We start from the raw sequence: 23,577 nt of genomic DNA on the forward strand, positions 1-23,577 counted from the left end.
AATCAAAATGTCGACTTACTCGCTGCCTTTCGATGCAGGCGAAACCGCAATGTTACGCATGCCAGCCTGCCAGCGAACTGTTACCGGCTGCGCACTGGGCCTGCCATGTTGGAGATGGTAACCCGCTTCTACACCCGGCCACAGATAGTCCAGCGGGATCGACTCACCATTACTACTCAACATGCGCGCATGGTAACGCTTCAACTGTCGGGGCTCCGTAACGCCACAGGAATGGGCAATGGTTTCCACTTCCTTGACCAGATTGTCATGAAAGTGGGCTACCCGCTGGGCCTTGTCCTCAGGCACCAGGCCCCTCTGCAAACGCGGGTTGTGGGTGGTTACCCCGGTTGGACAGGTATTCCGGTTGCACTGCAGAGCCTGAATGCAGCCCAGCGCAAACATGTATCCCCGAGCCGACACACAGAAATCAGCCCCAACGGCAATGGCCCAGGCCACCATGCTTGGGTTGATCAGCTTGCCGGAGGCAATAATCCTGATACGGTCGGCGAGACCGTAACCATCCCGCAAGTCCACCAGCATCGGCAAGGATTCCGCCAGATACAGGCCCACATCGTCCATGAGGGACATGGGAGCAGCACCGGTACCACCGTCACCACTATCGATAGTGATGAAGTCCGGCGCGGACTCCAGACCACGCTCATGCACCGCCAGAAACAGATCCTCCAGCCAGCCCCAGGCCCCCAACACCAGCTTGATCCCCGTTGGTTTCCCTGTGACCTCACGCACCCGTTCGATCAAATCAAGCAAGGAGTCGGCATCATGCACATCAGGCTGCCCGTTGGGACTGATGGATGCCTTGCCGGCGGGAATACCCCTGATAGCGGCAATTTCTTCAGTCACCTTGCCTGCGGGCAAGATACCGCCCTTGCCAGGTTTGGCACCCTGACTCAGCTTGATTTCAAACATCTTTACCTGCTGATGAGCCGCTACCGCGCGAAGCTTGTCATCATCCAGGTTGCCTTCAGCGTCACGCACACCGTAACGGGCAGTACCGATCTGGAAAACAATGTCGCAGCCACCATCGAGATGATACTGAGACAACCCACCTTCGCCGGTATTCATCCAGCAGTTGGCGATGGCCGCCCCCCGTGACAAGGCCTGCACTGCCGGTCGGGATAACGCACCAAAGCTCATCCCCGAAATGTTGAAAATACTCTTTGCCACATAGGGCTGTTCACAGTGAGGGCCCACCATGATGGGCAAGGTTTTGGCGGCATTTTTCTCCAGGGTGGGATAAGGGCAGTTCATGAAGATGACCCGCCCTGCTCCGATCTGCTTGGTCGATCCGAACGCCGAGGTATTGCTGAGATTCTTCGCCGCACGGTAAACCCAGCCACGCTGGGCACGGTTAAAAGGAAGTTCTTCCCTGTCCATGGCGAAGAAATACTGCCGGAAAAACTCCCCCATGTGCTCGAAGAAATACCGGAACCGGCCAACCAGCGGGAAATTACGCCGGATAGCATGTTGCTTCTGAAAAAACCGGTCCTGAACCCACAGGGCCAACCCGACCAGCACCAATAGCAACACCAGCACCAGAAAAGCCAGCGCCAGCCAGGCAAGCATTCCACCCAGCAAGGGCTGGAGTTTCTCCGGAAACATACACTCTCCTTGTCGTGATTCGCCAAAAAGACCGCGGGTCTTGGGCGTGAGCTATGCAAGTTGTATGATGGTAGGCCGTCTGTATGAACGCTGGCCCGTCCATCATGCCATTTTATCGGGCAAGCCTCGGCCAGCAATGACATACAGATTAGGATTGGGGGAAATCGTCCTTATCTGTAGAGGACGATAAAGCAGAATAAAAGGCCAGCCAAACCGGCCACCAATAATCGGGTACACACATGCTCAAGCGCGCCCTGCTGGCACTGTTGGTCAGCGGCACCGTAGGCTTCACAGGTTCAGTCTGCGCAAGCGATATCTACAAGTATCGCGCGGCGGACGGCACTATCCTGTTTACCGACCAGCCTCAGGAACGGGTCGGAAGCGATCACACGCTGCTTTCGGTGCGAAAAGGCTGGACCTACACCGCTCGCGCCTTGACCGCCAAAGAACGGGACCGCTACGACAGCATGATTTCCCTGGCTGCTACCCGCTATGATGTGGAGCCGGCCCTGATCAAGGCAGTGATTCACGCCGAATCCCTTTTCGACCCCAAAGCGGTTTCACGGGTAGGCGCACAGGGCCTGATGCAGCTCATGCCAGAGACGGCCACCTACCTCAACGTCAGCAACCCCTTTGATGCACGCCAGAACATTCTTGGCGGCACCCAGTTTATCGCTTATCTGAAAGGCAAATTCAGTCGCCTCGACGATATCCTGGCAGCCTACAATGCCGGCGAAGGGAACGTTCGTCGTTACGGTGGCATCCCGCCCTTCAAGGAAACCCAGGCCTATGTGCGCAAGGTGAAACAGCTCAAGCAACGCTATGCTGGTCACTTCGCCTCCGGCATGGGTGAAGAAGAAGTCGTCGCCGCGAGATAAGCGAGTCAAGAGTTACGAGAAGCGGGGGACAAAAATCATAAGCCCCCGCCCTGGCCTGTCATTTGACCTTCGCAATTCGAAACACGTCGCTAGCAACTGATTTCATGCCTCCACGCCCATCCAGGGGCCGTCGAAGTCAATCCGGTACTGTTTAATGCGGTAGTTGGCGGTCAGACATTGACCGGTGCGCAGGGAAAATTCCATGCCGTGGCCCGGGCATCGCAGCTGGTTACCCGTCACCGTACAGCGGTCCATTGGGAAGTCCGCATGAGGGCAGCGCCGCTGCACCAGCCAGGTCTGCCCGTCCTCATGAATGAGCAGCAACTCTTCCCTTCCCACCTGTACAGGCAACCGAAGACCATCGTAGAGGTCCAGAGTACGAATCAGACGATGAAACATAAGTCACCCCCTTGAGCAGGAGAGTCGCGTCTCCATCCCACCCGGAACTGTGAATACCCACAACGTAAAAAGCCCGCAGAAGCGGGCTTTTTACTGTGCTATCAAGCACGAGGCGGGTCAAGCAGAGGCTTACTCGCCGTGCGTTTCCGCCAGGTAGAACCAGGTATCCAGCACCGAGTCAGGGTTCAGGGACACAGAGGAAATCCCCTGCTCCATGAGCCACTTGGCCAGATCCGGGTGGTCGGACGGGCCCTGACCACAGATACCGATGTACTTGCCCTGGGCGTTACAGGCATCAATCGCCATTTTCAGCAGCTTCTTGACCGCCGGATCACGCTCATCGAACAGATGGCTAACGATGCCGGAGTCACGATCCAGGCCCAGAGTCAGCTGGGTCAGATCGTTGGAGCCGATGGAGAAACCATCGAAGTTCTGCAGGAAGTCATCCGCCAGCAAGGCATTGGTGGGCAGTTCGCACATCATGATCACGCGCAGGTCATTCTCGCCACGCTTGAGACCGTTCTTGCCCAGCAGATCGATTACCTGCTCTGCCTCGCCAACAGTACGCACGAAGGGCACCATCAGTTCCACGTTGGTGAAGCCCATGACGTCACGGACTTTCTTCATTGCACGACACTCAAGCTCGAAACAATCGCGGAAATTCTCGCTGATGTAACGGCTGGCGCCACGGAAGCCCAACATCGGGTTTTCTTCTTCAGGCTCGTACAGCTTGCCGCCGATCAGGTTGGCATATTCGTTGGACTTGAAGTCAGACAAACGAACAATGACCTTCTCAGGGTAGAAAGCCGCAGCCAGAGTGGAAACGCCCTCAACCAGCTTCTCGACATAGAAATCAACCGGGTCGCCGTAGCCTGCAACTCGCTTGTCGATATTCTGCTTGATGTCGTTGGGCATGGTGTCGTAATTCAACAGTGCCTTCGGGTGAACACCGATCATGCGGTTGATGATGAATTCAAGGCGCGCCAGGCCCACGCCCTGGTTAGGCAGGCCGGCGAAATCAAAGGCTCGATCCGGGTTACCCACATTCATCATGATCTTGAACGGCAGCTTGGGCATGGATTCGATGGAGTTACGCTGGATATCAAAGTCCAGCTGACCTTCATAGATCTTGCCAGTGTCGCCCTCCGCACAGGACGCCGTCACTTCCATGCCGTCCTTGAGGATATCGGTGGCATCACCACAGCCCACGATGGCCGGAACACCCAGCTCACGAGCAATAATGGCCGCGTGACAGGTACGACCACCACGGTTGGTCACGATGGCGGCTGCGCGCTTCATTACCGGTTCCCAATCAGGGTCGGTCATGTCAGTCACCAGCACGTCACCGGGCTGCACTTTGTCCATTTCCTTGATGCTGTGTACGACACGTACCACACCGGCACCAATGCGCTGGCCGATGGAACGGCCTTCTACCAGAACCTTGCCGGTCTGCTTGAGCAGGTAACGCTCCATCACGTTGGCGTCAGAGCGGCTTTTCACGGTTTCAGGACGTGCCTGAACAATGTAAAGCTTGCCATCATCACCATCCAGCGCCCATTCGATATCCATAGGCATACCGTAGTGCTTCTCGATCTCGATGGCCTGGTGAGCCAGGTTTTCTACCTGCTCATCAGTCAGACAGAAGCCCATGCGTTCTTCGCGATCCACATCGACAATCTGTACTGATTTACCCGCAGAAGCTTCAGCGCCGTAGATCATTTTCTGCATCTTGCTGCCCAGATTGCGGCGCAGTACAGCAGGCTTGTTGTTCAGCAAGGTATTCTTGTGAACATAGAATTCGTCAGGGTTAACCGCGCCCTGCACCACCATCTCCCCCAAACCGAAGGACGCAGTGATAAAGACCACATCCTTGAAGCCGGATTCGGTATCCATGGAGAACATGACGCCAGCGGCACCGGTTTCGGAACGCACCATGCGCTGAATGCCAGCGGACAGGGCCACCAGTTTGTGATCAAAGCCCTGGTGAACGCGGTAGCTGATAGCGCGGTCATTAAACAGGGAAGCAAAGACTTCCTTCACCGCCACCATGACACTGTCGATACCACGGATATTCAGGAAGGTTTCCTGCTGACCGGCAAAAGAAGCATCCGGCAGATCTTCCGCGGTAGCAGAAGAACGAACGGCCACCGGCAGTTCCGCATTGCCCTCACCGATCTGCTCGTAAGCTTCACGAATAGCGGCGTCGAGCGCCGGCTGGAACGGAGCATCAATGACCCACTGGCGAATTTCCTGACCGGTCTTGGCCAGGGCATTCACGTCCTCAACATCCAGCGCGCTGAGCGCTTCGTTGATCTTCTGGGTCAGGTTGTTGTGCTCGAGGAACTCACGGAAGGCTTCAGCAGTGGTCGCGAAGCCGCCGGGAACGGAGACACCCGCTGCCGACAGATTGCTGATCATTTCACCCAGGGAGGCATTCTTGCCGCCAACGTGTTCTACGTCGTCTTTCCCCAGATCCTGAAACCAGACTACATATTCCGCCAAGGTCGTCTCCTTAAATACATGTATACCGGGTAAATCCTGATGGCACGGAAGCCACCGAATCTGCACTGCTCGGGGTGAAAACCCACAGTATGAGCTTGCTACACGGCGCTCCCCGGCGTTGCCGGATCAAATCGAGCCGACATTCTACTCAAAACCGTCACGCTTTGCCTGCCCTTCACGTGAAAATGAGCATCACTTTAGTTTTCGGACCGGCAAAGGGCGATAGACCGCCTGCTTAAGGGAAGTACCCCTTTGAATTTACTGGGCAAATTGCGCTAACGGGCCGGCGCGCGGAGTGTAATGACGTATAAAGGCAGGGACAACGGCAAAATTGCCCGATATGCGACCTCCGACGGTGGCGCACCGCGTCACGAAACACTAGACTGCTTCCACAAAACAACGACTTAGCATCCAAAGTGCAGCCAAATCAGGCCAATGACGGAGAATTGTCGCCCGATCCACGGCCTGTCATCCGTAGGCAACGAACGCGCTTGATGGATTCGAAAGACGCCTGCTGCATCCGAAACAGTCGTCAATCATGACAACAACGGCGAACAGACCATGACCCGAACAGCCTTCTATCTTTCCGACGGTACCGGCATCACTGCAGAGACATTGGGGCACAGCATGCTGAGCCAGTTTGGTGATATCCAGTTTCTGCAAGTCACCCTGCCCTTCGTCCAGTCAGATGAACAAACCCGGGAGGCGGTAGAGAGAATCAACAAGGCAGGAGAGGCAGATGGCGCCAAGCCCATTGTCTTCTCCACGCTGGTCAACAGTGACCACCGGGAAATCCTTCACAGCTGCAAAGGTCTGGTGCTCGATCTTTTCGGTGCCTTCCTGAACCCTCTGGAAGCAGAGCTCGGGGTTCGCTCCAGCCACAAGGTTAACCAGAGCCACGCTATTCGTGATGCAGACTCCTACCGGATCCGCATCAACGCGGTGCACTTCGCGCTGGACAACGATGACGGCGCCCGCACTCGACACTATGATCAGGCAGACATCATCCTGATTGGTGTCTCCCGGTCCGGCAAGACCCCCACCAGCCTTTATCTGGCTCTCCAGTTCGGCCTGTTTACCGCGAACTACCCACTGACCGAAGATGACTTCGACGACCTGCGCTTGCCCAAGCCTCTTCAGGAACACAAAAGCAAGCTGTTCGGGCTCACTATCAATGCTGAACGTCTCAGCGCCATCCGAAGTGAGCGCAAGGCCAACAGCAAGTACGCTTCGTTACGCCAGTGCGATATGGAGCTGCGGGCGCTGGAGGCCATGTATAACAAGCACAACATTCCTTACCTGGACGCGACTGAGCTGTCGATCGAAGAGATCAGTACGCGGGTGCTGGCAATGAAGGGGCTGAAGCGGCGGTTGCAGTAAAAGGTTCATCCCGGGGTAGCGGTAGACTCTGTCAGCCAGACTCCACTGAACCCGACATTCGACCTCCGCAGCCAGGCAGCCTGATGCTCAACGCTCATAAGGGGCCCACCTGCAAGGTCACCAAGCATCCATCAGGACAAGACGGGCGCATAATGGTCAAGGGCTCCAGTCACCCACTTCAGTTTTTACTCATATGGCAAAAGTAATAACTGGAAAGCCTCCAATTTTTGCCATAAAGTGCATGAATGAATAATTATTGCACTATTCAGCTATTCATCACCAACCGATGGCACGACGCCGCCACTGTCACACTCACCGGCGATGAACAGCAGGGCTGGAAGGCTGCCACCCACTCGGGTTATACACTCGACCATGTCCTTGGTTTTCAGGGGTGTCAGGACGCTCACGCCTGCACAGTCCGCTGGCCGGTAAGCATGGACCTCCTCATGCACGATAGCTGGCCGCCGTTCTTGTTGGACCTGCTGCCCCAAGGGTTCGGCAGGCAAGAATTGCACCGCCAACTGGGCTTGCCGGAAACTGCCACCTTTTCTGCAGACTGGCCGCTACTGCTAGCGGGAGCCGGCAACCCCATCGGCAACCTGAGAATCAAGGAAGCAGCTGAATACCTCGACAACATCAACACGCCAGCAACCGGCTTTCGTTATCAAGATGTGGCCAATCGCCACGAAGACTTTATTGAATACCTGGCCGGGCACGGCCTCTTCGTCGCCGGCTCCTCCGGTGTTCAAGGGGAATGGCCCAAGGTCCTGCTGACGGAAGCGGATGATGGCTTGCTGTATCTGGACCACACCCTGCCCGATGAGCGCGCTCGTAAACACTGGCTAGTCAAATTCCAGCGTCACAACCAAAGCGACCTGAAACTGATTCTGGAATGTGAGAGCCGCTACATGACGCTGGCGGAACATCTTGGCCTGCGCGTTCATGGCCAGCTGGAAACGCACAATGGCGCCCTGTTCATCCCTCGCTTTGATCGCCACAGCAGCGACGGCAAGGTAATCCGCTTGGGCCAGGAAAGTGTTGCATCACTCTGCCAGAAGGCCGGCTTTGGCCAACGCATGACGCACAACGAAGTCTGCAAGTCACTGGCAGCCGTCTGCACCGAGCCAGAAAAGGAAATTGCTGAATATCTCAAGCGAGACATCGCCAATATTATCCTCGGCAACAAGGACAACCACGCTAGAAACACGGCGATCACCCGCACCGCAGATAACGGCATTGCCCTCACGCCATTGTACGACTTCGCGCCCATGTACCTTCACCCAGAGGGAATAGCCCGCACTACCCGCTGGGAGCGGGATGACAATGGCCAACCAGAATGGGGCAGCGTCATCGCTCAGGCAGCCCAGGCCAGCGGCCTCCCCGCTTCCAGCCTTGCACAAAGCATCAAGAAAATGGAGCTACCGCTCACCACACTGGTTGAAGAAATGCACAGACTAGGCCTGCCGACCGACCTGATCGCTCGCACCGAGCGGCTGACGCAAGGCGTCCTGAATACACTCAAAGAGCTATAAATCATGGACAAACGCCACACAGAACTCTCCCCCCAAGAGCAAATGGCTCGCAGAGAGTCACTCTACCAATTCATTACCGAACACCCCGGTTTACCTCTGGCCGAAGTCATCACCCGAACCAGAAAAGAGCTGCTGCTCACACTGGAAGAAATGAGCAGACTGACCAGCGTATCCGTGCGGGTGATCCATAGCATCGAAAACCAGCAGGCCAACCCAACCCTTGCCACAGCCGAGAAGTTATTAAAGCCGTTTGGGTTGCGTATGGGGGTATTTCGATAATCCGGCCGTTTAGATCTCCGTGGAATGGCGGATCCAGACACTTCCCTTGGGTTTTTGTAGTGGAACCAACGCTCAGGATGAGAAGAATGGGTGATTTTTTGTGGGAGCGTGCTTGCACGCGAAGTTTTTGGCGAGGTTGGGACAAGCTTCGTTTGCAAGCAACCTCCCACAGCAGATCAACACCATTGGAAAAATGTGAGACCCGTATCGTGGTCTGTACTACTGAGAATGGAAATTTCTGTGGGAGGCTGCATGCAGCCTAAGGGTTTTGGGTGGACTTTTTCGGGGACTTCCGGGAGGCAGGCCAGCCCTCTCCCCGGTAATGGGAAATGGGAGACCTGGCCCCGAGAAGCTTGCTAGGTTACGAGAAAATTCTACTTTTGAGCAGGGCTAAATTTCGGGGTGATTACCGGGGGACTTCGAGAATGGAAATTTCTGTGGGCGGCTGCTTGCAGCCGAAGCGCTTTCGGTGGGTTTTTTCGGGAACTACCAGAAGGCAGGCCTACCCTCTCCCCAAAATGGGAAATGGGAGACCTGGCCCCGGGTGCGTGGGCCCTCGAAAGCATTAGGCCATCGAAATCATATTCGCTTGCAAGCAACCTCCCACAGCAGATCAACACCATTGGAAAATGGCAGCCCCGTGCCTCGTGGTCTGTACTACAGAGAATGGAAATTACTGTGGGAGGCTGCTTGCAGACGAAGGGTTTGGGGTGGGCTTTTCACAGTGCTGCCCTCCCCCTACAAACCCGGAGGCAGGCCTGCCCTCTCCCGAAATGGGAAATGGGGGCCTCGACCTTCATAGGCGGAGAAATTGAGGTAGCAGCCCCCTAACCGATCATAAAAAATCAGATTCCGTGAATGCGCGTCTGAAGATCGGTAATGGTCACACCCTCAGCTCCCATACGGCTTATGGCCTGACCATTAGCAGGTCCACCTGGGATTGCGGTGCCCACAGTACCAAAATCGACATTAAGCAGGTGAATATCAAACTTTGTCGTAGTACCCTCACGCCCCAAAACCAGCCCCGTAGATTCAATGTCAGCATACATACCAGCCAAACCAAAACCGCCATAAGCTCTAGCATCAAATAGAAAATCCAGACTTATCTGACTATCGGTAGAGACATTATCAGAAAGGAGGCTGATTTTATCCTCGCTCGCCGCAGAGATAGGGCCACAAAGCGAGTCAACATTACTAATACAAGACAGCGTCCCGGCGCTTAAAGACATCATATGTCCCTGAGGCTCTGAGCCAAGCTGAAAATTCATGATTGGGTTGGAGCTAAACAGCATATTGATGGCCCCGGAGCGAAGCACTTCCGTCACCCCAGTTTGCAGCGTCGGACGAGCTGGATTAAAAATGTTGCCCGGACCATCCCACAGATAAAGTGAAAAAGGATTTAACCTCAATCCATGCATATCGGCAGGCATGGCAAGGGTCACATTCAGAGTCGCTCCAGCCGTACCAGTACCCGCATCGATATTGACAGTAATAGGTTGGCTGCTTGCAGTCGAAAAATTTTCATCGGCAAAAAACTGTATTGCGCCGTTAGCATCATAGTTTTTGGGTGCGTAAAGCCAAGCTCCAGGGCTGGTGTAATCCAGCTCCCCCACATGACTACCACCAGCAACACCATTGGAGTCAAGCAAGCTTAGCTGGCTGAATTTCAGCGCTGCATTTGGTAACTGCACTCCCACGCTGATGCCATCCTGGCCATTGACTTTCGACAAGGATTCATCAGCCAAAAGCTCCATCGCCGCCGCATAAGCGGGCAAAACCAAGACCGCACTAAAGATCATGGACATGCCAGTTATATTCATGATCATGCTCCACATTTAACAGAAGGTGCTGGAACCCCAGCAGTTAGCAACCACATGCTGACTTTTTAACTGCTGGTTTTCCAAGGTGAGGTATGCGGTTTGTCCGGTCAGTGGAACCACCAATCGCTTTTCCAAAACAGCATTAGTCAGCGCGTCAATAGAATCACCCAAACTGCTAACATCAATGCGATCACCTTCGAGCAGACTAGTAGTAACGGCGTCAGCTAGCTGGGGAAGCACATCACTGACATCCACCTGTTGTTGAGCTTGTAAATAGCCTAAATCAATCGGCTCCTGAAATGACATCCACCAGCCCTGCTGCGCGATATCATCGACATTCGCGCCGGGCCAATGAACATCCTGCCCCTGCAAGGAAAGGTACCCGCCACTGCCTGTTAGCGGAATGTTGTGAAACATGCTTAACGATTGCTTGAAGGTAATATCAAGGTTTAGATCAGTGATGGCTGAGCCTGGAGCCATTTTAAATCGAGCATACTCAACAAGTGACCGGCATCCACCAAGCAACCCAATGCCACAACCATTCCATGTGGAAGAATTACCATCCTCAGTTAGGAGAACACGTAAGATATCATCGTCAAAGGTGCCTGGAATAAGTTGTGCATTTGCCGCCGCACATTCTGCGGCATATGCAGCAGGGCATGATCCAGCGTCGGCAATAGGAAACCATGGAATAGTCGCACTTACATTTGTCGCCACTGCCTGCGTCATGCGTTTGCCGGTTACCGTGAACGAAGGCAAGTTGAACCCAACATTCAGGCTGGGCACAGAAACACCTGTAGTTTGACCATCAGTTGGCAGGCTTCTGAAATAGCGATTACCGAGCAAGGTTTCTACTTTACCGCCAAGGGATTGACAGCCCGGAACACCGGATAAAGGAACACAGCCAACACTATTGCTCCCGAAAGTTGTTGCCTGGGTATAAACTTCGCCCGTAGTTGCGGCGACCCTCATATAGCCACTCAGCGACTGAATACCGTCACCAGGTATGGGGGCTGTCCCATTTAAAACACCTGCACTCAGCATACCGAGAATCTCCGCCGCCCCAAAGCGGGCACCGACAATCTCTCTCATGGTAGCGGAATTAGGATTTTTGATCGCAAACTCGACGAAAGGGTTGGTTAACAAAGCACTGGTGGCTGCTCGTCCACCATCCCCTGAATAATCTGGCGAACCTTCTTGTGAGCCGCTGCCAATAAAACCGGATGGAATGCCACTTAGAGATAAATTCTTAATGTCAATATCGCAGGCTGCAGGTCTTACACTGTTGTTGACTCCGCCACAGCCGAGCTGCAGGTTTTTGATATTGGCATTAAGCTCTAGTTCCGCCTCCATACCAATATTATAAAAACCTATATTTTGATTCGATGAAGAGGAAATAGGAGCGCCATTAGCATCTTTCGCCTCACCAGGTGCAAGATAAGCGAGGTTGAATAGTGCCTGCCCAGTCATCTCCGACAATTCATCGTCACTGAGCGACTGCATCCCTGGCATTTTCGTATCCACTGACGCGGAAGCTGCGGGGCTGGCAAGCAGGCAGCAAAACAGCAGCAATACAGAGTTATTATTCTTCACGGCAACAGCCTCTTTAACATTTCGCCAATTCATGACACGCCCTAATTGTTCAGAACGGTTTGATATTCAAATTGCTAACCAGATTACCACCGCTAATCGCGATTTCACCAAGCCGCTGTGCAGCGGCATTACTGTCTGGGTAGAGATTCACATTAGAAAAGCGCACAACACCGGCTGAAGTCTGCTCGGGGTTCAAGGCCAATTCAGCATGGAAATCCACGCTATCTTTTTGAAAACGAATATAGTTATCAAAGCCGATTTTTCCTGTCATATTGTCCAGCCCCAGGGTTGTACCATCAACAGGTTCAACAAGCTGAATGGCACCACTGGTCAGAGTTAGATCCCCTGCAAAGCGAGTGTAATTGGTCGCCAGGGTGCTGCTGGCTGGTGCGGGCACCAGATTCACGTTACCGCTCCCCGCCAGCTTGAGATTGATGCCGAAAAGAACGCCATCACTACTGGTAAAGCCGTCCACTGGGGCATAAACATCTGTTCCAGATCGAAACTTGGAACCCGGCAAGTAACCGGCGGCAAATTGGGAAGCGATGGCCAGATCAAAATCGTCAATCTGGATTCCGATTTGACCATTAGAAAAGCCGAGAGAACCATAGCCAGCCATAAACATATCGATATTGCGCAACCCCATGTAATAGTTGGTCGGATTGCCGCTGTCATTAGGGTTAGGCTCACCGTCAATAAGCAAAATTGAGGTTGTTTTACTGCCATCCGCACTCACGCCCTGAGTGTTCAACGCAAAAGCTGTACCAATACGTTCCTCGCCACCGATATTCAAGCCGTACAGCGCCACATTGGCATCTAGATTGTGAAATGGTAAACCGATACCCCAACTGCCAGATGAGGATGGTATATCTGCAGGATTGGTCACATCATTGCTCACGATGAAATAACTATCGCGGGCAATAGCCTGGAAATCCATCCCACGAACCGCTACACCTATCGCATGGGGATTACTGGATTCATTATGAACACGATGCTGATAATCCGCGGCAGTAGTAAGGAAGCTACCGCCGACCTTGGTGGCATTCAATACCGTGTTTTCAGGCAGGAGCAATGACTGGGTATTAATCAGGTTGAAATAGATATCACCCGAGTTCAAATAAGCCAGCCCCGTATTAAGAGCAGGATTACTCCCGGTAACATCCGTACGCACCAGCAAAGGCGACAAGTTGCCAAACCCGATACCGTAAGCATTATTGCCAGCGTGAGCCAGCTCCAACACCACAGGGTTATCACCGCTACGCAGGAACGCCCCCTGGAAATTCAGGTAAAGGCCACGACTGCCAAGAACAGAAGCAGAGCCCGCGCTGCCTGCACCTGCTCCGAGGGAATAACTATTACCCATGATAGCGCCAGCGCTATCATTGACACCGCGAAACGTTAGGCTGGCATCGGTTACCGCACCGGATATCCCGCCTCTGATAACACCTGCCGCACCAGATGTACTATAAACCGGAGATGGGTCGCCGCTGGGGTCTGCCACATTACTCTTGTACATCAACTCCAGATTAAGCCCCGGCAGCTTTTTACCTGGATTATTCAGATCGTCAACACGGACCATTTCCAGCGCATTGGCTGGGTCCCGCGTTTCCATCACAAGACCACGAGCGGGATCAACAAATATGTAGCCCTCGCCATTAAAACTGAAGTTAAAATCTTTGATAATCCCCTGGTTAAACTGGCTGCCATCGTACTGGGTGATGAAGATGTTGGTATTTTCCAAGCCTGCCGAAAGGGTTGCAGGAGCATCTTCATTGAACAACCCGTTTGTGGTTTTCAGGTGTGCATGAAACGGGGATGCGGTCTGCACAGTAAGGGCACCAAGAGAACTTCCACAGTTCGCACCGGCATTTCCCGGTGCAATAGCCCCCATGCAAATCTGAGTTGTTTCCGTGCGCAACGTACCCAGGCTAGCGGTTAGCTCCAGATCCAGCCCGGTGCTACCAGCATTACTTCCGGTATCGATCTTGAGCATCGTGCCCATATCATCACCGCTCAGGGTCGCACCGTTAGTCCATACACGCATGGTTTGATCAGCAGCATTCCCTACACCAGCGCCGTCTTCCAGATACAAGCGATCCACACTGGCCTCACTAAAGGAGGAATCAATAACAATGCCATCCTGGCCGGACACCTGACTTAGCGACACATCATTTAATGGCTGCATCGCCTGTGCTGATATTGCATAACCAAATGCCACCACGCACGAAACAAAATGGATTATTTTCATTTTCAGCACCTCGGATGGCTCGCATCGCAGCTGAACATATTGACAGAACCATTCACCACCAGGTTGGCGTTGATGTTCAGACCAGTAAAACCGAGCTCACGTCCATGATCAAAAACGGAGCCAGGAGCATTGGTCGTGTTATAGGTTGCCGCAGGAAGCAAAAATCCGGGTGTGTCAGTACCTCCGGGACCGGCATCCGGACCACTATCCTCTTCAATGGCCAATGCTTCGAAGCCAACATTGCGAAATAAAACGGGACGATCAGGATCAAAGGTTAAATGAATAGCGGCTTTTTTGTTTGAGTCAATATCCAGATCCTTGCCGGTGAGCTGCAGGTATTGCAAATTGACAGTACCCTGAATCTTTTTGAACACCAGCCATTGTTTGCGCGCATCTGTGTCGTCGTCGTAAACATGATTGCCCGAGCCATCAACACTGCGATTGGCAATCTGAACCCCTAAACGGCAATACACATAGTCATCCTTGTCACATTGAAAAACCGGAGCATTGCCGCTGGAGGCATCAAGATAGGCCGATTGGTTAAGTTGCAGCAACCACGAGATTTCTGCCCCCCCCTGGGCGGTGACGGAACTCATATAGCCCTCTTCTAATGGCTGTAAATCAGCCCGCACCAGCAAGGGAAGAGCACATAAGATAGCGAAGATATTTTTAGTCATAGATATCTCACAGGCCCGTGGTGGTGAATTTCATGTGCTGGATTAGGATGCCGTCGATGACCACCGAGCCAAGGTTTCCTGAAAAAGAAGTGGCAGGGACAGAAGGATCCGAAGCCTGATTCCCAACAAGCGGGGCACCTGTTACACCATTTGATGCTCCAATAAGTGCGTCAACTTCTGCGCTTGAAGAAGTCAACCATTGCCCATGAACCGCATAATTCCACTGACGGTTTGTATTGGTTCCCCATAAAGTACAACCTGCTTTTTCTGGGCAGCTATAGCCTGTCGGCGCAGAAGTGGAACTACAAGCCCTGCCCGAACAACTTGCATTTCCTGGGGTGTTTACTGCTGTTGAGTTTGTTGTCCAGGTTCCATTTGAGTTGCGTGTTTGCCATTGATACAAGTGCCCCGTTGCAGAGCTATAGTTGTAACAAATGGTCAAACCATTAGTGCTACACCAATATGCTGATGTCCATGTGGAATCTAGAACCCGTCGCTGCTTGTACTGAACCTCCGTAATTGAGCGCGTTTCCATAGTTGTGGCGGAACCAGCCACCTGCTTCCCAAACGAAACCCCCACCGCGCCATCACCGGTGTACGCTGTCAGTAAGTTGTTCACCCCGTCGTAATTGGTGCTGCCAATGGTGATACTGCCATGAGTCGCGCCAGGGGCACATTGGTGGACGTTGCAGTTACCCCCGTTATATATAGCTGTGTAAGTTTCAGCTTTATTGGGGATGCGAGTTAACTCAAATGTAATATTGCGCCCGTCTGCGGCCACACCCGCAATCAACGGTTGCGCAATGGAACCAATAGGCAGGTTGATGTTCGGAGCATAAAGATACAGGCCTTCGTCGGTATCAAAGCTTGGTGCAGAACCGCCAACAATAGCCGGGGTATTTAGCAAACCCTGCCCCGCTCCAGACTCACGGGTGCTGAAGCGGAACACGGAATCCATGCTCGGCGGGGTCCAGGTCTGGGTGCGGGTTTTGCTATCAGTGCGGATTCGGTTCTGTACGATGTAGCGGCAACCAGCTGAACCCTGGTTCGTATAGGCTGTATTTGTCGCACCACCATTGTTGCAATTCCCACCGGAGGCCGCCGCATTCAGCGTTGAATTCCAGCCCCCATGAACATTATTCCAGCCGCTGTACGTTGTATTTTCCGTAGTCGAATCACTAAACGTGCCTATCAGGCCTGTAGAATCGCCGCTGTTCATTCTCACCAGCACTGCCGCACCAAGCGTATTATTGTAGAAAGTGCTCATGCCACCGCTATTGGTGGCGCCACCCTGGGTCTGGAAAAGCCGCACATGGCTGCCATTGACACTGAGGCCATCCCAAATGGCTTGCAGCCGCAGGCGATTGGCGCGGCCAGCACCGCCTACGTCAAATTGTGTTCCTGTGGAAGCCAGGTTCTCTGCCACACCAGGGTCACGGTTAAAGATATCCGCCCACCAGGCGAGCTTCAGGTTGTAGGCATCTGCACCAGCCGCGCCATCCACGCCAGGCTGATACAGCGGTGCTTCCAGGTTCAAATAGGAAACGGTATTTCCGGTAATGTTGGTGGTACTGAAATCCTGCACGTCAGATTCGCTCTGCACCTTAACCAACCACGGATTCCCTGGAGTGCCCCAGCTAGCGATGGGGTCACCTAGCCTCGAATTGCTATTACCATCAGCTTTCGAGATGCCCAGACCGTAGAGGAAAACATCACCTTTTCCGGTATAGGAGCCATATATCGGGTCGTTCGTTGCTACGTCTGTGAGGGGGCCAACAGGAATAAGGCGGATGTAGCCCGTATCCAGTCCACGATTGGTCAGTGCCCCAGCTTGGTTGACATCAGGCTCTGACATCATCACTTGAAGATTTTCAGGAAGAAACGCTATACCTTCCCCCGTAACCCCAGACATAGATTCGTCTGTCAGCTCTGTGAGAGCCTGAACTTGGCCAACCCCTAGCGCAAGGGTCGCTGCCAACAACAGGTTGGTAGAAGAAAGGTTGCGACGCACGGTGACCTCGATGTTGTTGTTATATTACTGGCAGAAAAAGTGTCTTCCTGGCAGTTTTTGTCATCTTTAATGACAAGATTACACAGGTGCAACACGAGCAGCAACAGATGTTAACAATACCTATACAATAGAATTAGCTGAAAACCCCCTTTAAATCATTGAGTTATGGAATGGGCCCTTGTTGCAGTGCATTTTGTGCATATATGTACTCAACGGGTGAGCCAGCACTTGTTACCGATATGCACAGATGCCACCGGAATGTATTTGTTTGGGGTGTTTACTGATGTCGCTAGACAGCATAGGCCCTGTTTACTGGGGTGCTAGCGAATTCCGGCAGGTGGGGCGGATTGTGGGATGGGCGTGCCAAGCAGCTAAGTATCAGGGGCACGCCCCCACAGCAACCTGGGTTATGCGGCGCAATAGTTTAACCAGTGGCCCCTGGTGATTTCGCCTGCAAGCAGCCTCCCACAGCAACACCCACCTGAACCAAGGCGACTACCAACCAGCAAAGCCCAGTGGGAGGCTGATTGCAGGCGAAGGGGTTGAGTGGGCTTTCGCAGTGGAACCACAGCTCCTGCAAACCGGGAGGGGCGGCAGGAATGGCGGAGATCGGCGCTCGGCGATCCCCGCCCTGCGGCCACTTGTGATGACGCACAAATTGATGCACATTATCACCAACAATGATGCAATCAGGATATTTCAATGCGCACTACCGTGACTATTGAAGACGAACTTTATCAACAGGCCCTGGCGATGGCAGGACCAGATGTGGGTAAGGCGGATCTGTTTCGAGAAGCCATGCGGACTTATGTGCGGGTTCAAGCCGCGAAACGCTTGGCGTCGTTAGGCGGGACTGCGCCTGATATGCAAGACATCCCTCGCCGTCATTCTCGTATTGAACGTAGTGACGATGCATGAGCGTTTTGGTTGACACCTCAGTTTGGGTTGCACACTTCAAACATACCAACGAAGCACTCTCCAGGTTGCTTTCAAATGACCAAGTGCTGACCCACTCATTTATCCTTGCCGAAATTGCTTGCGGCACACCGCCTGCGCCACGACATCGCACGCTTTCCGACTTGTCTTTGCTTGGCCATGCCAATGAAGCAAGCATGGATGAGGTGATGCGTTTTATTGAGCATGAGGCGCTCTATGGACTGGGTTGCGGCCTGGTAGATATCGCCCTGCTTGCCTCTACGCTGATCACTCCTGGCTGCCGGTTGTGGACACTGGACAAGCGGCTGGCGACATTAGCCGACAGGTTTGGGGTTGTTTATCCCTGCGTAAAATAAATCGTTTTCAGGCGCTTCGTTGGAGACACGGCCTGAGCCAGCTCTTCGCCTGCAAGCAGCCTCCCACAGCAACAGCCACCTGAACCAAGACGACTACCAGCCAGCAAGGCCCAGTGGGAGGCTGCTTGCAGACGAAGGGGTTGAGTGGAATTTTCTCAGTGGAACCACAGTTCCTGCAAACCGGGAGATGTGGCAGAAATGGCGGAGATCGGCGTTCGGCGATTCTCGCCCTGCCCTGTCTTTGGAACAGGTATAGAAGTAACCAGCAGGATGTGATCCTGCTGTAGGAGTTCCACTTGAGGGACGAAAGTTTGTCTTTTCTGCCAGGGAGAAAACCTGGGGCCTTTCGGCTCCGCCTGCGGCGGTTCGTCCCTCAAGTGGAACTCCTACAGCAGGGTTTAGTGATTTAGCAGGGGGGTTACTGCTGCGGCGAAGCGGGTGAAATCTTCAAGCTGTCGAGTGGCGATGGCGTAGACAATGCGCCAGTCCAGCACATCGTAGCTATGCACAGCCATGTTTCTGAAGCCGACAGAACGCTTCAAGTTATCACGCAGCTCAGGCTCGATGAGCTTCAGGTCTGCGAGGCGATCGAATGTTTCGCCCATGGTATTGGGAGGGATCGTCTCATAGTCCAGCAGTACATGGGCCGCAATATCGACACATAACTGTACTGCTAAGGTTCAGCACCAGAATGTCCTGGATGTCCGGATCGGTTTCCAGTGTGGCGGCGTTATCCGGACGTTTTTGTTCCACCCGCTTGATGCAGCGTCTGAGGCATTCCAGTTTTCGCTCGACGATCAGCGAATCCATTGCTGCCTCCGCTCAGACAGCAAACGGCGCACTATCGGCAGAAAGTCTTCACAGTTGTAAATATGCCGTTGCACCAGTTCTACATGCTGACTATGAGAGCCTTTGAGGCGCCTGCCATCTCTCAGGATTTCTCCTAATAGCGGCTCACCTGCACGCCTCAAGTCAATCAAATCCACAGGCCTACCGGTAAGACTGGCCAGGTCACCTACTATCGCTGCCTTTCTCTCCGGTGACAGCTCCGTCTTTGTGCTGACCGCCACATCCAGGTCACTTTCCAGATTCGCCCTACCGGTTGCGATTGAGCCGAACACATAGGCCAGACAGACATCGGAGTCTCCCTGGAGATAGTTACGAATGCTTTCCATGGTCGCGGACATAGTGGCCTGCTGGGGTTCTAGTTGGGGTACAGCCTATATAGCCGATAATAAACCAGAAAGTATGAAGATGAGAGCGTGTTTGCAAGTGTGAGGGCGTTTGCTGATTAGGTCAGGGCCTTTCGCGTGCAAGCACGCTCCCACAAAAAGCCCGCCTCAGGGTTTGAGTGAATAGCATTACCATATTATTGGGCAGCAATGGCGGAGATCGGCTGGTGCCGATTTCCGCCCTACCCGTTCTTTTGACGCTACTTAGAAGCAGTCGCCGGGGATGCGGACGTTGCCTTCCATGAGGATACGGGCGCTGCGGCTCATGCTGGCTTTGGTGGCGGTCCACTGGCCATCTACTTGCTTGGCACCGGCGCCAACTCGCAGGGTGCCGGAGGGGTGGCCGAAGGTGACGCTGTCACGCTCTCCGCCACCTGCTGCCAGGTTCACCAGGGTGCCCGGGACGGCAGACGCACAGGCGATGGCTACTGCCGCGGTGCCCATCATGGCGTGATGCAGCTTGCCCATGGACAGCGCACGCACCAGCAGGTCCACATCCCCCTCACTGATTTGCTTGCCGCTGGAGGCGGTGTAGCTCTTAGGTTTGGAGACGAAAGCCACCTTGGGGGTGTGCTGGCGGGCTTCCGCTTCTTCGATGTTCTCGATCAGGCCCATGCGCTTGGCGCCGTAGGCACGGATGGTTTCGAACATCTTGAGAGCATCCTTGTTCTCGTTGATGTCGCCCTGCAGTTCGGTACCGGTGTAGCCGATATCTTCTGCATTCACGAAAACGGTGGGGATGCCGGCATTAATCATGGTGGCCGGGAAGGTGCCCACGCCGGGAACGTCCAGCTCGTCCACCACATTCCCGGTGGGGAACATGGCGCCCTCCCCGTCTGCCGGATCCATGAAGTCCACCTGCACCTCTGCCGCCGGGAAGGTCACGCCGTCCAGCTCGAAATCACCGGTTTCCTGCACTTCACCGTTGGTAATCGGTACGTGCGCGACGATGGTTTTCTGGATGTTGACCTGCCAGATACGCACCACGGCGATGCCGTTTTCCGGAATGCGGTCCGCCTCCACCAGGCCGTTACTGATGGCGAAGGAACCGACGGCCGCGGTCAGGTTGCCGCAGTTACCGCTCCAGTCCACGAACGGCTTGTCGATGGAAACCTGACCGAACAGGTAGTCCACGTCGTGATCCGCTTTTTCACTCTTGGAGAGGATCACACTCTTGCTGGTGCTGGAGGTGGCGCCCCCCATGCCGTCGGTGTGCTTGCCATAGGGGTCGGGGCTGCCGATCACCCGCAGCAGGATCTTGTCACGGGCTTCGCCAGGTACTTGAGCCACTTCCGGCAGGTCCTTGAGGCTGTAGAAAACGCCCTTGCTGGTGCCGCCACGCATGTAGGTGGCGGGGATTTTAATCTGTGGTGCATGAGCCATGATATTGCTCCTTCAAAAAAACCCCGGCGGTGATACCGGCGGGGTTGGATATACAGAGAGCTTCTGTGGGAACTTGCCTGCAAACGAAAGATCGCCTGCAGGCAAGCTCCCACAGTCAGTTTTGCCTTAGCCCGCTTCCGCCATAAATTCTTTGGCGAATTTCTGCAGGATGCCGCCGTTGGTGTAAACGGACACTTCTTCCGCGGTATCCAGACGGCAGATCATTGGTACGCGCTCTACCTCACCGTTCTGGCGAGTGATCACCAGGGTCATGGTGCCACGGGGAGCGATCTCACCCTCCACGTCGTAGATTTCGGTACCGTCCAGCTTCAGGGTCTTGCGGGTGGTGCCTTCCTCGAACTGCAGGGGCATCACGCCCATGCCGATCAGGTTGGTACGGTGAATGCGCTCGAAACCTTCAGCGGCAATCACTTCCACACCGGCAAGAGCTACGCCCTTGGCAGCCCAGTCACGGGAGGAACCCTGACCGTAATCGGCACCGGCCACGATGATCAGCGGCTGCTTGCGCTCCATATAGGTTTCAATGGCTTCCCACATCCGCATCTGTTGGCCTTCAGGCTCTACGCGGGCCAGGGAACCCTGGATCACTTCACCGTTCTCGTCACGGCACATCTCGTTGAACAGTTTCGGGTTCGCGAGGGTGGCACGCTGGGCGGTAAGGTGGTCGCCGCGGTGGGTTGCGTAAGAGTTAAAGTCCACTTCCGGCAGGCCCATCTTGTGCAGGTAGGCACCCGCAGCGCTGTCCAACAGGATAGCGTTGGAAGGCGACAGGTGATCGGTGGTGATGTTGTCCGGCAGGATCGCCAGAGGGCGCATACCTTTCATTTCACGCTGACCTGCCATGTTGCCCTCCCAGTAGGGAGGACGACGGATGTAGGTGGACTGCGGACGCCAGTCATACAGCGGGCTGGCTGCGCGCGCACCGTCACCCTTCTTCTCGAACATGGGTATGTAGGTCTTGCGGAACTGCTCCGGCTTCACCGCGGACTTCACGATGGCATCGATCTCTTCGTCAGAAGGCCAGATGTCCTTCAGGTAGATCGGGTTGCCGTCTTGATCCTTGCCCAGCGCATCTTTCTCGATGTCGAAGCGCATGGTGCCCGCAATGGCGTAGGCCACCACCAGCGGCGGAGACGCCAGGAACGCCTGCTTGGCATAGGGGTGAATACGACCGTCGAAGTTACGGTTACCGGACAGTACCGCGGTCGCGTACAGGTCGCGGTCGATCACCTCTTTCTGGATCTTGGGATCCAGCGCACCGGACATACCGTTACAGGTAGTACAGGCGAAGGCCACCACGTCGAAGCCCAGCTGCTGCAGTTCGGGCAGCAGACCGGATTCTTCCAGATACATTTTCACGGTCTTGGAACCGGGCGCCAGGGAGCTTTTTACCCAGGGCTTGCGCACCAGGCCCAGCTTGTTGGCATTACGAGCCAGCAGGCCAGCGCCAATGATATTGCGCGGGTTGGAGGTATTGGTACAGCTGGTAATGGCGGCAATGATCACCGCGCCATCCGGCATCAAGCCCTCTTCTTCCTTCAACCCTTCTTGCCACTCTTTAGCAATGCCACGGCTACCCAGCTCGGATACCGGCAGCAGTGCGTGCGGATTGGACGGGCCCGCCAGGTTACGCTCAACCTGGGACAGGTCAAAGTGCAGGACGCGCTCGTACTCCGCCGTCTTAAGGCTGTCGGCCCACAGGCCGGTTTCCTTGGCGAACGCTTCTACCAGCGCCACCTGCTCGTCTTCACGGCCGGTCAGCTTCAGGTAATCGATGGTCTGGCCATCGATGAAGAACATGCCCGCAGTGGCACCGTATTCCGGGGTCATGTTGGCAATGGTGGCCCGGTCACCCACGGACAGACTGTCTGCACCTTCACCGTAGAACTCCAGATACGCGCCGACCACGCGCTCACGGCGCAGGAATTCGGTGAGGGCCAGTACCAGGTCCGTACCGGTGATGCCAGGCTTCAGCTTGCCGGTCAGCTCCACCCCGACGATGTCAGGCAGACGCATCATGGACGGGTTACCCAGCATTACGTTTTCAGCTTCCAGACCACCTACACCAACGGAGATCACACCCAGGGCGTCGACCATAGGGGTATGGCTGTCGGTACCCACACAGGTATCAGGGAAGGCGACACCATCACGCACCTGCACCACTGGAGACATCTTCTCCAGGTTGATCTGGTGCATGATGCCGTTGCCGGGCGGAATCACGTCCACGTTATCAAACGCGGTCTTGGTCCAGTTGATGAAATGGAAGCGATCCTCGTTGCGGCGCTCTTCCACCTCACGGTTTTTCTGAAACGCGTCTTTTTCAAAACCCGGGTGCTCTACTGCCAGAGAGTGATCCACGATCAGCTGGGTCGGCACTACCGGATTGACTTTGGAGGGGTCACCACCGGCTTCGGCGATGGCATCACGCAGACCCGCCAGATCGACCAGTGCGGTCTGACCAAGAATGTCGTGACACACCACGCGCGCCGGGTACCACGGAAAATCCATGGTGCGCTTGCGTTCGATCAGCTGCTTGAGAGAATCGGTCAGATCCTCAGGGTTGCAGCGACGCACCAGCTGTTCAGCCAGGATGCGCGAGGTGAAGGGAAGTTTGTCATAGGCCCCAGGCTGGATGGCGTCGACAGCCGCACGGGTGTCGAAGTAGTCCAGCTGGGTGCCGGGAAGCTGCTTGCGATATTCAGTGTTCATA

At 54.5% G+C, this 23,577-nt stretch carries 19 protein-coding genes; 6 read left to right on the forward strand and 13 right to left on the reverse strand.

Annotated features, from left to right (window positions below; all coding sequences use genetic code 11):
* Positions 1-15 precede the first annotated feature (15 nt).
* A complete protein-coding gene (locus GFN93_RS12365) occupies positions 16-1,620 on the reverse strand; it encodes an FMN-binding glutamate synthase family protein (RefSeq protein WP_153501369.1) in 1,605 nt (534 codons plus the stop codon).
* Positions 1,621-1,859: 239 nt separating this feature from the next.
* On the opposite strand from GFN93_RS12365, the gene GFN93_RS12370 reads away from it, so the two are divergent.
* Positions 1,860-2,498 (forward strand): transglycosylase SLT domain-containing protein, encoded by a 639-nt coding sequence (locus GFN93_RS12370; protein ID WP_153501370.1) that lies wholly within the window; start codon positions 1,860-1,862, stop codon positions 2,496-2,498.
* A 102-nt stretch (positions 2,499-2,600) separates the two neighbouring features.
* Here the strand turns inward: GFN93_RS12370 and GFN93_RS12375 are convergent, their stop codons facing one another.
* Both GFN93_RS12375 and ppsA read right to left on the reverse strand, forming a co-directional pair.
* Positions 2,601-2,897, reverse strand: a complete 297-nt coding sequence (locus tag GFN93_RS12375; protein WP_153501371.1) for a Rieske (2Fe-2S) protein — start codon at positions 2,895-2,897, stop codon at positions 2,601-2,603.
* 129 nt (positions 2,898-3,026) lie between these two features.
* Positions 3,027-5,399: a phosphoenolpyruvate synthase gene (gene ppsA, locus GFN93_RS12380; protein ID WP_153501372.1), complete on the reverse strand. Its 2,373-nt coding sequence runs from the start codon at positions 5,397-5,399 to the stop codon at positions 3,027-3,029.
* 561 nt (positions 5,400-5,960) lie between these two features.
* On the opposite strand from ppsA, the gene ppsR reads away from it, so the two are divergent.
* The 3 genes from ppsR to GFN93_RS12395 all read left to right on the forward strand — a co-directional run bounded on the left by ppsR (position 5,961) and on the right by GFN93_RS12395 (position 8,590).
* Positions 5,961-6,779: a posphoenolpyruvate synthetase regulatory kinase/phosphorylase PpsR gene (gene ppsR, locus GFN93_RS12385; RefSeq protein ID WP_153501373.1), complete on the forward strand. Its 819-nt coding sequence runs from the start codon at positions 5,961-5,963 to the stop codon at positions 6,777-6,779.
* Between the two features lie 245 nt (positions 6,780-7,024).
* Complete coding sequence (locus tag GFN93_RS12390) at positions 7,025-8,311, forward strand: type II toxin-antitoxin system HipA family toxin (RefSeq protein WP_153501374.1); 1,287 nt, start codon at positions 7,025-7,027, stop codon at positions 8,309-8,311.
* A 3-nt stretch (positions 8,312-8,314) separates the two neighbouring features.
* On the forward strand, positions 8,315-8,590 hold the full coding sequence (locus GFN93_RS12395; protein ID WP_153501375.1) for a helix-turn-helix domain-containing protein: 276 nt from the start codon (positions 8,315-8,317) through the stop codon (positions 8,588-8,590).
* 845 nt (positions 8,591-9,435) lie between these two features.
* Here GFN93_RS12395 and GFN93_RS12400 read toward each other — a convergent pair.
* The 5 genes from GFN93_RS12400 to GFN93_RS12420 are packed head-to-tail and all read right to left on the reverse strand — an operon-like array spanning position 9,436 to position 16,939.
* The gene (locus tag GFN93_RS12400; RefSeq protein ID WP_153501376.1) at positions 9,436-10,410 is read right to left on the reverse strand and encodes a hypothetical protein; all 975 of its coding nucleotides are present in this window, start codon (positions 10,408-10,410) and stop codon (positions 9,436-9,438) included.
* 15 nt (positions 10,411-10,425) lie between these two features.
* Complete coding sequence (locus GFN93_RS12405) at positions 10,426-12,036, reverse strand: hypothetical protein (protein WP_208993738.1); 1,611 nt, start codon at positions 12,034-12,036, stop codon at positions 10,426-10,428.
* Between the two features lie 16 nt (positions 12,037-12,052).
* On the reverse strand, positions 12,053-14,251 hold the full coding sequence (locus GFN93_RS12410) for a DUF6160 family protein (RefSeq protein ID WP_153501377.1): 2,199 nt from the start codon (positions 14,249-14,251) through the stop codon (positions 12,053-12,055).
* A 2-nt stretch (positions 14,252-14,253) separates the two neighbouring features.
* The gene (locus tag GFN93_RS12415; RefSeq protein WP_153501378.1) at positions 14,254-14,928 is read right to left on the reverse strand and encodes a hypothetical protein; all 675 of its coding nucleotides are present in this window, start codon (positions 14,926-14,928) and stop codon (positions 14,254-14,256) included.
* A gap of 7 nt (positions 14,929-14,935) precedes the next feature.
* Positions 14,936-16,939, reverse strand: coding sequence for a hypothetical protein (locus GFN93_RS12420; protein ID WP_153501379.1), 2,004 nt, complete (start codon positions 16,937-16,939; stop codon positions 14,936-14,938).
* A gap of 702 nt (positions 16,940-17,641) precedes the next feature.
* On the opposite strand from GFN93_RS12420, the gene GFN93_RS12425 reads away from it, so the two are divergent.
* A complete protein-coding gene (locus GFN93_RS12425) occupies positions 17,642-17,857 on the forward strand; it encodes a type II toxin-antitoxin system VapB family antitoxin (protein ID WP_153501380.1) in 216 nt (71 codons plus the stop codon).
* Complete coding sequence (locus GFN93_RS12430) at positions 17,854-18,231, forward strand: type II toxin-antitoxin system VapC family toxin (RefSeq protein ID WP_153501381.1); 378 nt, start codon at positions 17,854-17,856, stop codon at positions 18,229-18,231. The genes GFN93_RS12425 and GFN93_RS12430 overlap by 4 nt, the downstream gene beginning before the upstream one ends.
* 398 nt (positions 18,232-18,629) lie before the next feature.
* Here GFN93_RS12430 and hepT read toward each other — a convergent pair whose 3' ends face one another.
* The 5 genes from hepT to acnD form a co-directional block, all read right to left on the reverse strand.
* The gene (gene hepT / locus GFN93_RS17370; RefSeq protein WP_328594733.1) at positions 18,630-18,884 is read right to left on the reverse strand and encodes a type VII toxin-antitoxin system HepT family RNase toxin; all 255 of its coding nucleotides are present in this window, start codon (positions 18,882-18,884) and stop codon (positions 18,630-18,632) included.
* Entirely contained in the window at positions 18,856-19,041 is a 186-nt protein-coding gene (locus GFN93_RS17375; RefSeq protein WP_235901827.1) for a hypothetical protein, read from the reverse strand. Before GFN93_RS17375 ends, hepT begins: the two co-directional genes overlap by 29 nt.
* On the reverse strand, positions 19,029-19,418 hold the full coding sequence (mntA, locus tag GFN93_RS12440) for a type VII toxin-antitoxin system MntA family adenylyltransferase antitoxin (protein ID WP_208993739.1): 390 nt from the start codon (positions 19,416-19,418) through the stop codon (positions 19,029-19,031). The genes GFN93_RS17375 and mntA overlap by 13 nt, the downstream gene beginning before the upstream one ends.
* Before the next feature lie 249 nt (positions 19,419-19,667).
* Complete coding sequence (prpF, locus tag GFN93_RS12445) at positions 19,668-20,846, reverse strand: 2-methylaconitate cis-trans isomerase PrpF (protein WP_153501382.1); 1,179 nt, start codon at positions 20,844-20,846, stop codon at positions 19,668-19,670.
* 126 nt (positions 20,847-20,972) lie between these two features.
* Positions 20,973-23,576 carry a Fe/S-dependent 2-methylisocitrate dehydratase AcnD gene (gene acnD, locus GFN93_RS12450; protein WP_153501383.1) on the reverse strand — a complete coding sequence of 868 codons (2,604 nt, stop codon included), beginning with the start codon at positions 23,574-23,576 and terminating at the stop codon, positions 20,973-20,975.
* Position 23,577 lies beyond the last annotated feature (1 nt).

The organism is Alcanivorax sediminis (genome assembly GCF_009601165.1).
Lineage (GTDB): Bacteria > Pseudomonadota > Gammaproteobacteria > Pseudomonadales > Alcanivoracaceae > Alcanivorax > Alcanivorax sediminis.

Excerpts from the sequence above, each read along its gene's own strand:
- GFN93_RS12365 (WP_153501369.1), bottom strand. The coding sequence starts at position 1,620 with ATGTTTCCGGAGAAACTCCAGCCCTTGCTGGGTGGAATGCTTGCCTGG.
- GFN93_RS17375 (WP_235901827.1), bottom strand. The coding sequence starts at position 19,041 with ATGGATTCGCTGATCGTCGAGCGAAAACTGGAATGCCTCAGACGCTGC.
- GFN93_RS12375 (WP_153501371.1), bottom strand. The coding sequence starts at position 2,897 with ATGTTTCATCGTCTGATTCGTACTCTGGACCTCTACGATGGTCTTCGG.
- GFN93_RS12430 (WP_153501381.1), top strand. The coding sequence starts at position 17,854 with ATGAGCGTTTTGGTTGACACCTCAGTTTGGGTTGCACACTTCAAACAT.
- ppsR (WP_153501373.1), top strand. The coding sequence starts at position 5,961 with ATGACCCGAACAGCCTTCTATCTTTCCGACGGTACCGGCATCACTGCA.
- acnD (WP_153501383.1), bottom strand. The coding sequence starts at position 23,576 with ATGAACACTGAATATCGCAAGCAGCTTCCCGGCACCCAGCTGGACTAC.
- GFN93_RS12370 (WP_153501370.1), top strand. The coding sequence starts at position 1,860 with ATGCTCAAGCGCGCCCTGCTGGCACTGTTGGTCAGCGGCACCGTAGGC.
- GFN93_RS12400 (WP_153501376.1), bottom strand. The coding sequence starts at position 10,410 with ATGAATATAACTGGCATGTCCATGATCTTTAGTGCGGTCTTGGTTTTG.
- GFN93_RS12390 (WP_153501374.1), top strand. The coding sequence starts at position 7,025 with ATGAATAATTATTGCACTATTCAGCTATTCATCACCAACCGATGGCAC.
- GFN93_RS12425 (WP_153501380.1), top strand. The coding sequence starts at position 17,642 with ATGCGCACTACCGTGACTATTGAAGACGAACTTTATCAACAGGCCCTG.
- GFN93_RS12395 (WP_153501375.1), top strand. The coding sequence starts at position 8,315 with ATGGACAAACGCCACACAGAACTCTCCCCCCAAGAGCAAATGGCTCGC.
- prpF (WP_153501382.1), bottom strand. The coding sequence starts at position 20,846 with ATGGCTCATGCACCACAGATTAAAATCCCCGCCACCTACATGCGTGGC.
- mntA (WP_208993739.1), bottom strand. The coding sequence starts at position 19,418 with ATGTCCGCGACCATGGAAAGCATTCGTAACTATCTCCAGGGAGACTCC.
- GFN93_RS12405 (WP_208993738.1), bottom strand. The coding sequence starts at position 12,036 with ATGAATTGGCGAAATGTTAAAGAGGCTGTTGCCGTGAAGAATAATAAC.
- GFN93_RS12415 (WP_153501378.1), bottom strand. The coding sequence starts at position 14,928 with ATGACTAAAAATATCTTCGCTATCTTATGTGCTCTTCCCTTGCTGGTG.
- GFN93_RS12410 (WP_153501377.1), bottom strand. The coding sequence starts at position 14,251 with ATGAAAATAATCCATTTTGTTTCGTGCGTGGTGGCATTTGGTTATGCA.